Origin of the sequence: Streptomyces sp. NBC_01537 (genome assembly GCF_045040445.1) — a bacterium.
Classification (GTDB): domain Bacteria; phylum Actinomycetota; class Actinomycetes; order Streptomycetales; family Streptomycetaceae; genus Actinacidiphila.
The window spans coordinates 4,763,584-4,778,319 of the sequence record NZ_CP109392.1 but is presented as its reverse complement, the minus strand read 5'-3'; the positions used below and the strand labels follow the sequence as shown (position 1 = coordinate 4,778,319).

General features: G+C 69.2%; 13 protein-coding genes. 7 read left to right on the top strand and 6 right to left on the bottom strand.

Features of this window, described 5'->3' with window-relative positions; translation table 11 throughout:
• The first annotated feature begins 269 nt into the window (after nt 1-269).
• Nucleotides 270-503 (top strand): DUF397 domain-containing protein, encoded by a 234-nt coding sequence (locus tag OG607_RS21990; RefSeq protein WP_329315262.1) that lies wholly within the window; start codon nt 270-272, stop codon nt 501-503.
• A 19-nt stretch (nt 504-522) separates the two neighbouring features.
• On the opposite strand, the gene OG607_RS21985 is transcribed toward OG607_RS21990, so the two are convergent.
• Nucleotides 523-1,035: an ATP-binding protein gene (locus tag OG607_RS21985; RefSeq protein WP_405725992.1), complete on the bottom strand. Its 513-nt coding sequence runs from the start codon at nt 1,033-1,035 to the stop codon at nt 523-525.
• A gap of 191 nt (nt 1,036-1,226) precedes the next feature.
• Here OG607_RS21985 and OG607_RS21980 point away from each other — a divergent pair, with 191 nt between their 5' ends.
• The 3 genes from OG607_RS21980 (at nt 1,227) to OG607_RS21970 (ending at nt 4,279) form a co-directional block, all read left to right on the top strand.
• A complete protein-coding gene (locus OG607_RS21980; RefSeq protein ID WP_405725989.1) occupies nt 1,227-2,123 on the top strand; it encodes a helix-turn-helix domain-containing protein in 897 nt (298 codons plus the stop codon).
• A gap of 74 nt (nt 2,124-2,197) precedes the next feature.
• On the top strand, nt 2,198-3,673 hold the full coding sequence (locus tag OG607_RS21975) for an aldehyde dehydrogenase family protein (RefSeq protein WP_405725987.1): 1,476 nt from the start codon (nt 2,198-2,200) through the stop codon (nt 3,671-3,673).
• 261 nt (nt 3,674-3,934) lie between these two features.
• Entirely contained in the window at nt 3,935-4,279 is a 345-nt protein-coding gene (locus tag OG607_RS21970; protein WP_405725985.1) for an anti-sigma factor antagonist, read from the top strand.
• Nucleotides 4,280-4,283: 4 nt separating this feature from the next.
• Here OG607_RS21970 and OG607_RS21965 read toward each other — a convergent pair whose 3' ends face one another.
• Nucleotides 4,284-4,727 (bottom strand): CBS domain-containing protein, encoded by a 444-nt coding sequence (locus OG607_RS21965; protein ID WP_405725982.1) that lies wholly within the window; start codon nt 4,725-4,727, stop codon nt 4,284-4,286.
• Between the two features lie 132 nt (nt 4,728-4,859).
• Here OG607_RS21965 and OG607_RS21960 point away from each other — a divergent pair, with 132 nt between their 5' ends.
• Both OG607_RS21960 and OG607_RS21955 read left to right on the top strand, forming a co-directional pair.
• Nucleotides 4,860-5,129, top strand: a complete 270-nt coding sequence (locus OG607_RS21960; RefSeq protein WP_405725979.1) for a DUF1876 domain-containing protein — start codon at nt 4,860-4,862, stop codon at nt 5,127-5,129.
• 64 nt (nt 5,130-5,193) lie between these two features.
• The gene (locus OG607_RS21955; RefSeq protein WP_405725976.1) at nt 5,194-7,221 is read left to right on the top strand and encodes an autotransporter; all 2,028 of its coding nucleotides are present in this window, start codon (nt 5,194-5,196) and stop codon (nt 7,219-7,221) included.
• Nucleotides 7,222-7,645: 424 nt separating this feature from the next.
• On the opposite strand, the gene OG607_RS21950 is transcribed toward OG607_RS21955, so the two are convergent.
• Complete coding sequence (locus OG607_RS21950; RefSeq protein WP_405725973.1) at nt 7,646-8,809, bottom strand: magnesium and cobalt transport protein CorA; 1,164 nt, start codon at nt 8,807-8,809, stop codon at nt 7,646-7,648.
• A gap of 145 nt (nt 8,810-8,954) precedes the next feature.
• On the opposite strand from OG607_RS21950, the gene OG607_RS21945 reads away from it, so the two are divergent.
• Complete coding sequence (locus OG607_RS21945; RefSeq protein ID WP_405725970.1) at nt 8,955-11,000, top strand: transglycosylase domain-containing protein; 2,046 nt, start codon at nt 8,955-8,957, stop codon at nt 10,998-11,000.
• Nucleotides 11,001-11,013: 13 nt separating this feature from the next.
• Here OG607_RS21945 and OG607_RS21940 read toward each other — a convergent pair whose 3' ends face one another.
• From OG607_RS21940 to OG607_RS21930, 3 genes are all read right to left on the bottom strand, one after another.
• Nucleotides 11,014-12,210: a hypothetical protein gene (locus OG607_RS21940; RefSeq protein WP_405725967.1), complete on the bottom strand. Its 1,197-nt coding sequence runs from the start codon at nt 12,208-12,210 to the stop codon at nt 11,014-11,016.
• A 210-nt stretch (nt 12,211-12,420) separates the two neighbouring features.
• Nucleotides 12,421-13,173: a polysaccharide deacetylase family protein gene (locus tag OG607_RS21935; protein WP_405725964.1), complete on the bottom strand. Its 753-nt coding sequence runs from the start codon at nt 13,171-13,173 to the stop codon at nt 12,421-12,423.
• Between the two features lie 135 nt (nt 13,174-13,308).
• Nucleotides 13,309-14,622: an MGDG synthase family glycosyltransferase gene (locus OG607_RS21930; protein WP_405725961.1), complete on the bottom strand. Its 1,314-nt coding sequence runs from the start codon at nt 14,620-14,622 to the stop codon at nt 13,309-13,311.
• Nucleotides 14,623-14,736 lie beyond the last annotated feature (114 nt).

Genomic DNA, 14,736 nt, shown 5'->3' with positions numbered 1-14,736 from the left:
CCTCTACGGACGGTCAATATCGTATCGGACCCGGGAAGTGTGACGCTCCGCACTTTCCGCTCGCCGACGGGAGAATCCGCGTCCAGTGAACCGTTCTTGAGGTGTACGCGTCTCATATGCGGGCACGCGTGCAAACGCTTCCAGCTTTTTCACAGGTTATCACTCTCGGTAACTGCACGTGCACTTGCACGTGCAGATGCACAGGTTTTCTTTCGTGGCTATCATCTGCCCCATCTGGTACGGCAGTTCACTCCTCACTGGAGAGTCATATGCGCCACACGTATAACGGCATCGCGGCATCCGAGCTCCAGGACGCCGTCTGGCAGAAGAGCAGGCACAGCAACGCAAACGGCACTTGCGTGGAACTGGCCGCATTGCCCGACGGTGATGTCGCGGTACGGAATTCACGCTTCCCGGACGGGCCTGCGCTGGTATACACGCGGGCCGAGATCGAGTCGCTCATCCTCGGTGTGAAGGACGGGGAGTTCGACCACCTGATGTGAGGCCGGACGTGACGAAAAGTTACGGTCGGTCGCTCTCCGGCGTTTTCTCCGGTAGTCGGAAAAGCGCCCAGACGACCTTCCCGGCACCGCCTATGGGGTGCCATCCCCAGGTTTCACTGAAGGATTCCACGAGGTGCAGTCCGCGGCCTGATTCGGCGACGTAGTCGGCCATCCTGGTAATCGGGCCGTGGCTGCTGGGGTCCCGCACGGCGCAGACCACGCGCGTGGACCATCTGACAAGACTGAGACGCACGGGGGCCTCGGCGGGGGCCTCCGGCGGCAGGTTCGGCGCCATGTCCGGTACGCCGTAGCGCAGCGCGTTGGTGACGAGTTCGGAGGCGACCAGCTCGACGCCGTCGAGGATGCCCTCCAGGCCCCAGTGGTGCAGGGTGGTGCGGGTGAACCGCCGTGCGTCCCTTACGGCTTCGAAGCGGGGCGGGAGCGCGCAGGAGGTGGCGCTCGACGACGACAACCGCTCGGGGACCAGCCCGTTCCATAACGGCTTCGACACTGTCGCGCCCTCAGACCACATGTGCACCACCCGATATCAGCACGTAGGTCATAGTCTCCGATCGCGCAGGCGCGATGCAAGGGTGGATGCACGTGCATTTGCAAGACTCGATGCACGTGAGGACGTTGTGTCGATCGAGGGTGACCGTTCAAGTACTCAACGCAGCCTTTAAGTGGCAGACTGCTGGAGCCACGGGGAGAAGGTGGGCGTGAATGGTGACAGATCAGCCGGGGAGCGGGAGCGGCGGCAGCGGCAGCGGCAGCGGGTCCATGGTCCGCCGTATCCTCCTGGGTTCGCAGCTGCGGAGGCTGCGGGAGGCCAAGGCCATCACCCGTGAGGCCGCGGGCTATTCCATCCGCGCGTCCGAATCCAAGATCAGCCGGATGGAGTTGGGGAGGGTCAGCTTCAAGGAGCGCGATGTCGCTGACCTGCTGACTCTCTACGGTATCAACGACCCCTACGAGCGCGACGCGTTGCTCGGACTGGTCCGCGAGGCCAATATCGCCGGCTGGTGGCACGGGTACGGCGACGTGCTGCCGCAATGGTTCCAGACGTACATCGGGCTGGAGGAGTCGGCCTCCGTCATCCGCATCTTCGACGTGCAGTTCATCCCCGGTCTGCTGCAGACCGAGGAGTACACGCGAGCGATTTGTTCACTCGGTCACCCCGCGGGCACCACGGAGGAGATCGAGCGCCGGGTCGAGATGCGCCGGGAGCGCCAGAAGCTGCTCGTCTCGGAGCGGGCGCCGCGCATTCTGGCCGTCGTGGACGAGGTGGCGATGCGTCGCCGGATCGCCGGGCCCAGGGGGATGCGGGCACAGCTGGAATACCTGCTGGAGATCAGTGAGCGGCCCAATGTGACGCTGCATGTGCTGCCGCTGGAGTTCACAGGGTATCCGGCCGCGGGCGGATACCCCTTCACGATGCTGAGCTTTCCGGAGCCCGATATCGGCGATGTCGTATATGTCGAGCAGCTCACCGGCGCGATGTATATCGACAAACGGGAGGAAACCGCCCAGTACGGAAAGGCTATGGAGAAGCTGTGTTCCGACAGTCTGACTCCCGCCAAGACTGTGGAACGGCTACGGAATATCCTGCGTGACACCTGATCGGACGCAGCGCGCGTAGCATGACTGAGAGTCAACTCGCGTGCTGTACCCGGGGGGTTCGCGAAAGGGATGCGATGGCCGATTTCATAGACTTCACAGACCTGTCCGGTCTTGCCTGCCAGTACATCGACGGGCAGTGGCTGCCGGGCGGCGGATCCTGGGACATCGTCGACTTCAACCCCTACAGCGGGGACAAGATCGCCTCCATCACGGTGGCGACGGTGGCCGAGGTGGACCGCGCCTACCGGGCGGCCGAGCGGGCCCAGCGGCAGTGGGCGGCGGTCGGCCCGTACCAGCGGCGGCTGGTCCTGGAGCAGGCGCTGCGCGCCGTGGAGGACCACGAGCGGGAGATCACCGAGCTCATCGTCGCGGAGATCGGCGGTACGCGGCAGCGGGCGGCGTTCGAGATCGGGCTCGTCAGGGACATGCTGCGGGAGGCCGCGCAGATCGCACTGCGGGTCGAGGGGCGGATCCTGCCCTCGCCCAAGGAGGGCAAGGAGAACCGGCTCTACCGGATACCGGTCGGTGTGGTCGGGGTCATCAGCCCCTTCAACTTCCCGTTCTACCTGGCACTGAAGTCGGTGGCGCCCGCGCTGGCGCTCGGCAACGCGGTGGTGCTCAAGCCGCACGAGAACACCCCGATCGCCGGCGGCACGCTGATCGCCAGGATCTTCGAGGAGTCCGGGCTGCCCGCCGGTCTGCTGAATGTGCTGGTCACCGACATCGCCGAGATCCACGACGCCTTCATCGAGCACCCGGTGCCCCGGGTCATCACCTTCACCGGCTCGGACACCGTCGGCCGGCATGTCGCCTCGGTGGCGGCGGGCCACTTCAAGCGCACGGTGCTGGAGCTGGGCGGCAACAGCGCCCTCATCGTCATGGCCGACGCCGACCTGGACTACGCGGTGGACGCCACCGTCTTCAGCCGCTTCGCCGACCAGGGGCAGGTGTGCATGGCGGCGAACCGGGTGCTCGTCGACCGTGCGGTCGAGGCCGAGTTCACCGAGCGCTTCGTCGCCCGGGTCGCCGCCCTGCGGGTCGGGGACCCGTCGGACGAGGACACGCAGATCGGCCCGCTCATCGACCAGACCCAGGCCGATGCCATCACCGCCCAGATCGACCAGGCCATCGCCGACGGCGCCGAGGTCCTGCTGCGCGGCACGGCGGACGGCACGCTGGTCTCCCCCACGATCCTGACCGGGCTGTCGGCGGACTCGCCGGTGCTGCGCATGGAGCTCTTCGGTCCCGTCGTGCTGATCGTGCCCTTCGACGGCGAGGACGAGGCCGTGACGATCGCCAACGACACCCCCTTCGGGCTGAGCGGGGCGGTGCACACCGCGGATGTGGAGCGGGGCGTACGGATCGCCCAGCGCATCGAGACCGGCATGATCCATGTCAACGACACCACGATCAACGACGAGCCGATCATCGCCTTCGGCGGCGAGAAGCAGTCCGGCATGGGCCGGCTGAACGGCGAGTCCGCGGTCGAGGTGTTCACCACCACCAAGTGGATCTCCATCCAGCACGGCCGGAGCCGCTTTCCGTTCTGAGTGATCAGAGAGGCCGCGCCGATGGGGCGCGCGGCGTCGCGGGGCGATGGGCGGCGCCTGGCGGCGTTGTCGTCGGTCGCCGCAGCTCCGCTGCGCCTCCCTCCTCCGCCTTGCCAGACTTGCCCCTCACCCCGCTCCTTCACCCGCGCTCCCCATCGGCGAGGCCTCTATGCACCTCTTCACTCGATCGAGTGAAGAGGTGCTTGACAGACTGTCCTCGCGCCCCCTTCCGGTGATCTCATCCACGGGATGACCCGGTACATGCGCACCTATCAGAGGCACGGGTGCCTTGTGGTGGAGCTGAGCGGCGAGATCGACGTGGAGGCCGCCGCCGCCATCACGCCGGACCTGGACACCCTCACCGACCGCCCGGGCCCCGATGTCGTCATAGACCTCGGGCCCATCGACTTCATGGACTGCTCCGGACTCGCCATGCTCTGCCGCGTACGCCGCCGGGTGCTCGGGCACGGCGGGCGGGTGCACCTGGTCTGCGTCCACCCGATGACGCTGCGGATCCTGCGCGCCACCGGACTGTCGGCGGTCTTCCGGCCGGTGCCGACCGTGGAGGAGGCGCTGGCCGGCTACGATCCACAAGACAGGCCCTAATTCCTTACGCGGGCTGCGGCTCGGCGCAGACCGCCGTCACCAGCTCCGCGATCCGCTCGTCCGACAGGTGCCGGGCCACATCGGCCTCGCTGATCATCCCGACCAGCCGGTGCTCGGGGTGGCTGATCACCGGCAGCCTGCGGATCTGGTGCTCCTCCATCAGCCGCAGGACGTCGTCGATGTCGTCCTCGGCCTCGACGAGCAGCGGCCGGCCCTGCGCCAGCTCGCCCGCCGTCATCGTCTCCGGGTCCCGGCCCTCCGCGACGCACTTCAGCACGATGTCCCGGTCCGTGATGATGCCGATCAGCACATCGTCGTCACCGCAGATCGGCAGCGCGCCGACATGCTCCTGCCGCATGATCCGCGCCGCGTCCGCCAGGGACTCCCGTTCCCCGACGCACAGGGCGCCCGTGTGCATGATGTCCAGAGCGGTGGTGTTGGTGGTCATGGTGGGCCTCCCGGAATTACGCGTGGCCACTTGTCTCTCCATCGTGTTCCTCCGCGGTCCGATCCGCCATCGGGTCGCGGCCGGGGCACTCGCGGGAGCACTCTGGAAGCGGAACCACTGGAGGTGGTCGCCATGCAGACCCTCGTGGGCTGGCACATCGAGATGGACTTCCGGGAGGACGGCGCCAGGACCAAGGCCGCCGCAATGCTGCGCCTTCCCGACGGCACCGAGCTGAGGTCCCACGGGCACGCGAACCGGCACCCGCACGACCCCGAGCAGGAGCGGGTCGGCGAGGAGCTGGCGGCCGCGCGCGCCCTCAACGACCTGGCCCGGCAGCTGGTCGGCAAGGCCGCGCACGAGATCGAGGACGTCACGCACATGCCGGCGCACCCGAGACTCTGAATCTCCTCAGGGAATCCTCGGGGATTTCCGTTATCGGAGGGCGCCGCCGTACGTCTCCTGTGGCGTGACGGCAAGAGTACGAGTACGCGTTATCGCGGCAGCGGCAGCCCTGGCGACGCTCGCCCTGACCGATCTGGCCCTGCCCGCCACCGCCCGGGCGGCGTCCGGCGGGGACATCACGGCCGACATCCGGGCCAACCGCGATGTGGCCCTCGCCGGGGACGCCGTGGTGAAGGTGCCGGCCGGCACCACCACGTACACCGGGGTCATCAGCGGCACCGGCACCCTGACCGTGCGGGGGACGGGCACGCTGATCCTCACCAAGGACAGCACCTTCACGCTGCCCAGGGCCCGGCAGCACCAGAGCGTGACGGTGCCGGGCGGCAACCACCCGTACGCCGTCATCAGCAACCCGGACGCGCCGGCCATCACCGTCGAGCGCGGGGCGACCCTCCAGTACGGCACGGGCGGCGGCACCGGGCTGATCGGGAGCTTCCCGTACAACACCCCGGGCTATGCGCAGAACCAGGACAACATCCGGGTCGACGGCACCCTGCGGCTGTCGCTGACCCGCGCCTTCAACCTGGGCATCATCAGCGGATCCGGCCTGGTGACGCAGCCGCGCAACATGTGGGGGACGCTGCAGATCGCCGGCAGCAACCCCTTCACGGGCGTCTTCGACAACGGCACGGGTGTGGCGTTCGGCAACACCAACGCCTGGGCGGCGCTGCCTGGCGCCCGCAAGGTCCTCAACCAGGGCTCGTGGATCATCGACGAGCCGCTGTACCAGACGATCACGCAGCGGCAGGTCTTCTACAACCGCCAGTACGGCAGCGACATCAACGTCCACACCCGGCCCGGCAGCAGGGTGGTCCTCACCGGCTACTACAGCTGGAGCGACGGCGGCAGCGACACGAATCCGACCCTGAGCACCCCCTCCCTCAACTGGAAGCCGGTCGCCCACCAGCTCAACAAGCGCGGCACCAACATCGAGGGCGCCGACGTCCAGTGGGGCGACGGCACCACCCACCAGATCTTCATGCCCGGCACCGCCGAGACCGTCTACATCAACCTCCACGTGGCCAGCGGGCGCCGCTCGAAGCTCACCTTCGCCTACAACGCCCCCGTCACGCTGGGCGCGCCGATCGGCGGCGGCAAGTACCACGACACGCTGGCCGCGCCGGGCGCCGGGGACATCGTCATCAAGGGCGTCGCCGGCAATGACGTCACCTTCGCCGCCGCCCAGTACTACGACGGCTCGACCACCATCGAGAAGCGGGCCACCCTCCACCTGGGCAGCGGAAAGGCCGGCGGCGACGGCAGCCTCTACCGGGGCGGCCTGTACAAGGTTGTCGACAACGGCTCGCTCGTCGTACGGAACCGGACCAAGGCCCTGACGCTGAACCGCGTCAGCGGCACCGGCTCCTTCACCCAGGCGGGCACCGCGCCCGTGACGCTCAGCGGCTCGGTGAGCTGGACGGGCACGACCACGGTCGCCAAGGGCATGCTGTCGCTGGGCTCCGGGGCGAGCCTGGGCAGCAGTAGCGGCGTGCGGCTCACCGGGTCCGGTGCGGTGCTGGACATGCGCCGGGCGCGGGCGCGCACGCTGAAGGCGCTGAGCGTGGGCAAGGACACCACGCTGCGGCTCGGCTCGAAGCCGCTGACGGTGAGCGGGAAGGTCGCGCTCGGCGGGGCGGTGGAATTCGACCTTGAGCCGGAGAAAGTGCTGACACTCATAAAGAATTCCGGAAAGGACAAGGTCAGCGGGGTCTTCGAAGGCCTTCCTCAGAACAAGAACGTCACGGTGGCCGGAAAGCAGTACCACATCAGCTACACCGCGGGCGACGGCAATGACATCGCCCTGATCGCGGGCGCCGCGAAGAAGAAGTCCCTGGCCACGGCAACCGCCCGCGCGGCCTCTCCCTCGTCCTCCGGCACCGTCGTCACCGACACCGCCGTCCCGACCGCGAGCACCGGCACGCCGCCCTGGCGGGCCGCCCTGTTCTGCCTGTTGGGCCTGGTCGGAGTGGGTGCGTACGCCGCCCGGCGCGGCGGTGGCCGCCGCAAGCAGCGCAGGCACGCGAGGAGTTGAGTGGCCATCAGGACGCAGACGGTTCAACTCCGGTTCCAGAAAAGGAGTGAGAAGAAGTCTCACTTCGGCTTCACGGGCATCTCAAGTTCGGTGCGTAGTGTTTTCCACGTCAAGCCGAACGAAGCCCTTGGAAAGGGGAACATCATGAGCCTGAAAATCCTGACCCCGGTCGCCAAGAAGAAGGTCGTGCCGCCGAAGCCGGTCGCGAAGAAGAAGCACAAGAAGGTCGTACACCGCCCCATCGGCGGCTGATCCCGCGCGGCTGACCCGCACAGCAGGGCCGACGGTCAAACCCCCTGGGCCGTCGGCCCGCTGTCGTTTCCGGCTCCCCGGATACCTGGTCCGGCGGCTCCCCGGCCCGACGGCCGGAGGCCGGCGCAGCCGTCCGAAGCAAGCGCAGCGCCCGCGAGGGCGGCGTTGAGAATCAGAGCCAGCCGCGTCTTTTGAAGATGAGATAGAGGCTGCCGCAGACGACCGCCATGAGGAAGATCGCGAAGGGATAGCCGAAGACCCACCCGAGCTCGGGCATGTGGACGAAGTTCATTCCGTAGATCGTCCCGACCAGGGTCGGGGCGAAGAGGATGGCGGCCCAGGAGGAGATGCGCTTGATCTCCTCGTTCTGCTCGAAGCTCGCCTCGGTGAGGGCCTTCATCTCCGCGTTCTGCTGCTGGGCGACGAGCGTGGCGTTGACCGTGAGCATGTCGGAGAGCTGGAGCCGGAAGCCGTCGACGCGCTCGATGGTGTGCAGCACGTGGTCGGCGACGTCGCGCAGGTAGCGCTGCAGCTCCTCGTCGGTGCCGTATTTCGCGAAGCCGGCCGTCAGCCCTTCGAGCATCGGGGCCAGGGGACGGGTCGCGCGCTGGAATTCCAGGACCTCCTGGGAGAGCTCGTAGATCCGGCGGGAGACCTGGGGGTCCCCGCTGAAGACCTGGATCTCGCTCTCGTCGATGTCGTTCTCGACGCCGGCCACGACCGGGGCGTAGCCGTCGACGACCGTGTCCAGTATCGCGTAGAGCACTGCCTCCGGGCCGAGTTTCAGCAGCTCGGGGGTGCTTTCCATGCGGCGGCGGACGGCGGACAGGTCGGGGGACTTGCCGTGCCGGACGGTGAGGACGAAGCCGGGGCCGACGAAGATGTGCAGCTCGGCGAAGTCCACTTCCTCGGGGGCGTCGAGATAGCGGGCGGCGCGCAGGACGACGAAGAGCGTCTCGCCGTAGCGCTCCAGCTTGGGCCGCTGATGGGCCTGGATCGCGTCCTCCAGAGCGAGGGGGTGGAGGTCGAATTCCTTCGCCAGGGACACCAGCTCGGGCTCGTTGGGCCGGTAGAGCCCGATCCAGGCCATCGCGCCGGGTTCCTGGCGCAGCTGGGTGTACGCCTCCGCGAGGGTCGACGGGGTGCTCACCCGCCGCCCGTCCCGGTACAGGGCGGCGTCGATGACGCTGCCCGGCGGCGCGTTGTTCTCCTCGCTCGCAGGATCCGGCACCACCGAGGGCGCCGGGGGCGGCGGCTCGGCGGCGGCGCGGCGGTTACGGCGCTTCGCTGAACTCCTCAGCGCGCGCAGGGCACGGTTGCGACGCTCGGAAGACACGAGCGCAGCGTAACGCGCCCAGGTGTACGGATCCGGTCACCGCGAGCCGATGCCGGTGGGGCGCCGCTCATAACAATGAGATATACGTTCTACGGGGGAATCGTGGAGACGACGGGGCGGACTGTGGCTTGGGGGCTAGTGCGGTATGAGCAAGCACCGGCATGCGCGGAAGCGGCCGGGGCGGCTGAGGAAGGCGCTGACCACGCTCTCCTTATCCGCTGCGTTATCCGCCGGACGGGCATGGGCCCGGGTCGCGCCGTACGCGCGCCGTCTGCGCTGGGAGTACCCGCGCCCGGCCCGTGAGGGCTGGCGGCGCTGGGTGCTGTCGTGGCGCCAGTTACTGGCGCTGGGGCTGTTCGCCTTGGCCGCGCTGACGGCGGTGGTGGGGGTCGCGTACGCCACCACGGACATACCCAGGGACCTGAACTCCTTCGCGACCCAGCAGGACAACGTCTACTACTGGGCCGACGGCGCCGAGATGGCCAGGACCGGGCAGGTCAACCGGCAGGAGATGCCCCTGTCGAAGGTGCCGGTGCCGGTGCAGGACGCCGTCGTGGCGGCGGAGAACGAGAGCTTCTGGACGGACTCCGGGGTGTCGCTGAAGGGCATCAGCCGGGCCGTGCTGGGGATGGGTGACGCGGGCGGCGGCTCGACCATCACCCAGCAGTACGTGAAGAACGCGTACCTCAACCAGGAGCAGACCGTCTCCCGCAAGGTCACCGAGATATTCATCGCGATGAAGCTCGACGACAGGATGACCAAGAAGGAAATCCTGCAGGCCTATCTCAACACCAGCTGGCTCGGCCGTGGCGGCTACGGCTTCCAGGCCGGGGCCCAGGCGTACTACGGCAAGGACGTCACCGAACTCGACGTCAGCCAGGCCGCCTTCCTCGCCGCGCTGCTCAAGGGCGCCGGGCTCTACGACCCGGCCGTCAGCAAGGCCAACCACGCGCGGGCGGTGGAGCGGTGGAGCTGGATCCTGGACCGGATGGTCGACACCGGCAAGCTGACGGCGAAGCAGCGCGCCAAGTACACCAAGTTCCCCGAGCCGCAGGACCCGCCGAAGATCGAAGGCCTGGAGGGCCAGACCGGCTATCTGGTGGAGACGGCCAAGGCGTACATCACCGCCCACACCGGCATCGGCGACGCCGAGTTCGCGCTCGGCGGCTACCAGGTGCACACCACCTTCGAGAAGCCCAAGGTCACCGCGCTCGCCAAGGCCGCCAACAAGGCGCTGGCCAAGGCCGACGCCGCCGCCAAGGCCAAGAAGAGCTCCGCCGACAGCCATCTGCGGGCCGGCGCCGCCTCCGTGGCCACCGACGGCCGGATCGTCGCCCTCTACGGCGGCCGGGACTACCTCAAGCAGGGGTTCAACGACGCCAACTCCTCGATCGTGCCGGCCGGTACCTCCTTCACCCCCTTCGTCTACGCGGCCGCGCTCACCGACGGTATCCAGAAAGTCCGCGGCGAACGCCGCACCGCCGTCACCCCGTCCACGACCTACGACGGCAACGACGACCTCCAGGTCACGACGCCCGAAGGCCTGTACTGGGGCCGTGACGGAAAGATCGCGACCGGCCACAACGACAACGGCCGCGACTGGGGCACGATCACCCTGCGCCAGGCCCTGGCACAGTCCGTCAACACGCCCTTCATCCAGCTCGGCATGGACGTCGGCCTCGACAAGGTGGCCGCCACCGCCACCGCCTCCGGGCTGCTGGACGAGAGCCTCGGCGCCCGCGTCCCGGCCTTCTCCCTCGGCAACTCCACGCCCAGCCCGATCCGGATGGCCGACGCCTACGCCACCCTGGCGGCCGGCGGCGTGAAGACCGAGCCCTACTCCGTGACCCGGGTGACCAAACACGGCGGGACCGCCTTCGCACAGCAGGCCGCCCAGCAGCGCGCGATCAGCAGCTCGGTCGCGTCCGACGTGACCGACGCGCTCCAGGCCTCGGTGTCCTACGGCGCAGGGCACACCGCCCCGAAGGGCCTGGCGGCCAAGCCCGGGACGACGGAAGACCGGACGGCGGGCTGGTTCGCGGGGTACGGCACGACGGGCACGAAGGTGTCCACGGCCGTGGCCGTCTTCCGCGTCGACCCCGCGAAGCAGGAGCTGCTGCCGCTGCGCAAGGCCGTGATGACGGACTACCCGGCGCAGATCTGGACCGACTATGTGAAGGCGGTGTCCTGAGCGGTCTCCTGAACTACTTCTTGATGTAGGTCTTCCAGTCCGGGGACTGCGCCGGGTCCAGCAGGCGCAGCTTCGCCAGCACGGCGGGGTCCTGCGCGTCCATCCAGTCGGCCATCTCCTCGAAGGACACGCAGCGCACGCCGTCGCGCTTGCAGACGCTCTTCATCACGTCCTCGACGGCCTGCATGTAGATGCCGCCGTTCCACTCCTCGAAGTGGTTTCCGATGAAGAGCGGCGCCCGGCTGCCGTTGTAGACCCGCTCGAAGCCGTTGAGGTAGGTGTCGCGGGCCTCCTTCTCCCAGGTCCCGTACATCAGCGGGTTGCCGTCGGTGCCGCCGTCGCCCTGGTTGGCGAGCAGGTTGAAGTCCATGGAGACGACCTGGAAGTCCTTGCCGGCAAAGGGGATCAGCTCCAGCGGGAAGTTCCAGATGCCCTCGGCGGTCTTGGACGGCCAGATCTGGAACTCGCCGGGGGAGCTCGCGTCGTAGCGCCAGCCGAAGGACTTCGCCGCCTTGAGGAGGTTCTTCTGGCCTTCGAGGCAGGGCGCGCGGCCGCCGGTCAGCGTCTTCGCGAAGTCGAAGGGCAGCGGGTCGATGTCGTTCCAGCCGGTGTTGGTCTTCCAGTTCTCGACGAAGGAGTACGCCTGCTCGATCTCGCTCTTCCACTGTGCGACCGACCAGTCGCCGCCGCCCTTGGCGTCGCAGAAGTGGCCGTTGAAGTGGGTGCCGATCTCGTCGCCGTCCTCCCAGGCCGCGGCGAGCTGGGCGAGGGTGTCCTTGATGTGCTGGTCGGTGGCGAAGGAGATGGCGGCGCTGCCCGCGCTGTGCATCGGCGGCTTGTAGAGCTTCCGCTTGGACTTGGGCAGCAGATACATGCTGGTGAGGAAGAAGGTCATGTGGGCGTTGTTCTCCTTGGCCACCTCGCGGAAGTGGGAGAACAGGTGGTCGTCGCCCTCCAGCGCGCCGTCCCAGGAGAACACCACGAACTGCGGGGGCTTCTCGCCCGGCTTGAGCTTCTCGGCCTTCGGCCGGTCCGGCTGCGTACCGGTGTCGGAGGTCGAGCCGTCGCCTAAGACCCTGGTCTTGCCGGTTTCTTTCGGCGTCGCCTCCTGCGATGCCTTGGTGCTCGCCGACGCGGCTGCGGCGGCCGACGCCGTGCCCCCGCTGTCCCCGCTCGAGCCCACGGCCGCCACGACCAGCGCCAGTGCCATGGTTGCCCCCGCCGTGACAACCGCCGTCGCTCGCGGCACCGGTATCGACTTCGCTCTTTTCCTGCTGGCCCTAGTGGCCCTCGTGGCCCTCGTGGTCACCCTTGTTCCCCCTGGAACGTGGTATTCGTGCAGCTGGTCGGGCTGTCGGGGGGCCAGTATCACAGGCGGGTATAGGAGGGGTTACGGAATCAGCCACTCCATTCGGGGTGGTCAATGGGCTGTTCTCGCCGAAATCGACGCTCCGTGCTCGCGCAGGGGGCCGACGTTCAGATTGCGCTCCTCGCAGAAGTCCAGGATGCGCGGCAGTGCGCCGAGCGCGGAGCGCCATGCCCCGGGGGCGGAGGTGCAGTCGGAGTCGTGGAGCAGCACGGTGCCGCCGCCGCGCAGGTCGGCGGTGACGGTGCGGTGGACCGACTCCGGGGTTGCCCTGGCGGTCCAGTCCTCGCCCCACGCGGTCCACAGGACGGGGGTGAGGTCCAGGCGAGCGGCGGAGAAGTGCGCGGCGGTGCTCATCACGCCGTACGGCGGCCGGAAGAGGGCCGGCGGCCGGCCTGTGATGTCGGCGACGGTGTCGCGGGCGCGGGCCAGGTCGTCGTACGTGGCGCGGGGGCCGCGCAGGAGGAGCGGGCGGTGCAGCCAGCCGTGGATCGCGATCTCGTGGCCTGCGGCGGCGATTTCCCTGACGAGGGTGGGCGTGCGGTGGGCGGCGTGGCCGAGGAGGAAGAAGGTGGCGTGGACGCGGCGGTTCTCGAGTGCGCGCAGGAAGAAGGGGGTTGAGAGGGGATCCGGGCCGTCGTCGAAGGTCAGGGCGATGTGGCTTGGATGTCCCTGTCCGGCGAGGCGGGGCATGAAGCGGTTGCGGAGCGGGCCAAGGGTGGAGACGACGGGGGCGGCGTAGGCGGCGGCCGCGACTGCGGTGGCGGCGGCGCCGATGGCGGCGTACGTGAGGCGGTTCATGGTCATGGGCGGGTCCTTGTAGGCGCGGGGCGCGCTCTGTTGGGTGCGTGAGTCGGGGGCGGGGCGGGATTGGCCCTAGCGGACGGCTATCCTCGCCGACCCCGTTCCTCGCTCGCTCGGAACTGGGCCGTCTGCGTCGCTTTAGTGTCCGTACGGACCAACCCCGCCCCACCCCCTGCCGTCCGTTGGCGGCTGCGGGCGCGTGGCGGATTCGTCGTGGTGGGTGGTGGCCAGCCCGGTGCCGACGGCTGTCGCCCAGAGCGTGGCGGCCAAAGTGGTGGTGACGGCGAGTCTGCGCAGGGCAGGGGCCCGGCGGGGGCGGAGCGCCGTCGTGGGCTGCGGGGCGGAGCTGTGGCAGGCGCGGCGGATCTGGGCCACGGGGCCGTTGTGCGGGTCCTCCGCGAGGAGGGCGAGGGCTGTTTCGCGTTGGGCCTGGCCCAGGGGGCCTTCGAGCAGGTCGGTGAGGACCGGCTTGAGGTCGGCGGGGTCCCGGATCCAGGTGGCGAGGCCGGCGGCGTGGAGGGCGGCGGCGTTGGTCCGGCCGTGCCCCGGTATGCAGCGGTAGCTGGCCACGGGCAGGCCGGCGGCGAAGGCCTCGAGGGAGGTGAGGCCGCCGGCGTTCTGGACGAGGAGGTCGCAGGCGTGCATGAGGCCGGGCATGTCGTCGACCCAGCCGTGGGTGTGGTCGATGCCGGCGGCGCGGAGGCGGGCGGCGAGGGTCTCGTTGCGGCCGCAGACGACGACGGGGACGGCGACGCCGCTGTCGCGGATCTCGGCGGCCACCTGCTGGACCGGGCCGACGCCCCAGGACCCGGCGACGAGCAGGGCGAGCGGGGCGTGCGGCGGGAGGCCGAAGCGGGTGCGGGCGGCCTGGCGCCGGCCGGGGGCGGCGGGGGTGAAGCGGGGGCCGGCGACGGGGCCGGAGGCGATGGCGTGGGCGGCGCCGTGGGCGCGGGCCTCGGCGGCGGGGATGGGGTGGGCGGCGAGGTGGAGGTCGACACCGGGGGCGACCCAGAAGGGGTGGACGGAGAAGTCGGTGAGGTAGGTCAGGACGGGGACGTGCAGGCGCCCGGAGAGCCGGAGGGCGCCGAGGACCTGGCTGGCTCCGGGATAGGTGGAGACGACGGCGCGGGTGTCAGGCGGGAGGACGCGCAGGGTGCGTTCCTCGGCGCTGCGCAGCAGGGCCCGTACGGCCGGGCTCGCGGTGCGGCGGCGCTCGGTGCTCGCGTACATGCGCTGGTATGCCCACGGAGCGAGGGTCAGCAGCCGGTGGTAGCTGCCGCTGACCAGCGGGCCGAGCCGGGCGGGGAAGAGGTCGAGCAGGTCGTGCCGGTCGACGGGGTGGCCGGCGGCGCGTAGGCGGGCGGTGAGTTCGGCGGCGGCGCCGTCGTGGCCGGCTCCGACGCTCGCGGAGATGATCACGACGCGGCCGGCGCGGGCAGGGGGAATCGTCACAGCTGTTCAGCCTCCGGACGTCGAGGAGCGCGCCGCGTTACGGAGGCGGGATGCCGTGCGGGCGGGGGATACTCTACAACGTGTAGTAGGTAGGACCGTCTGTTGCTCCGGTCA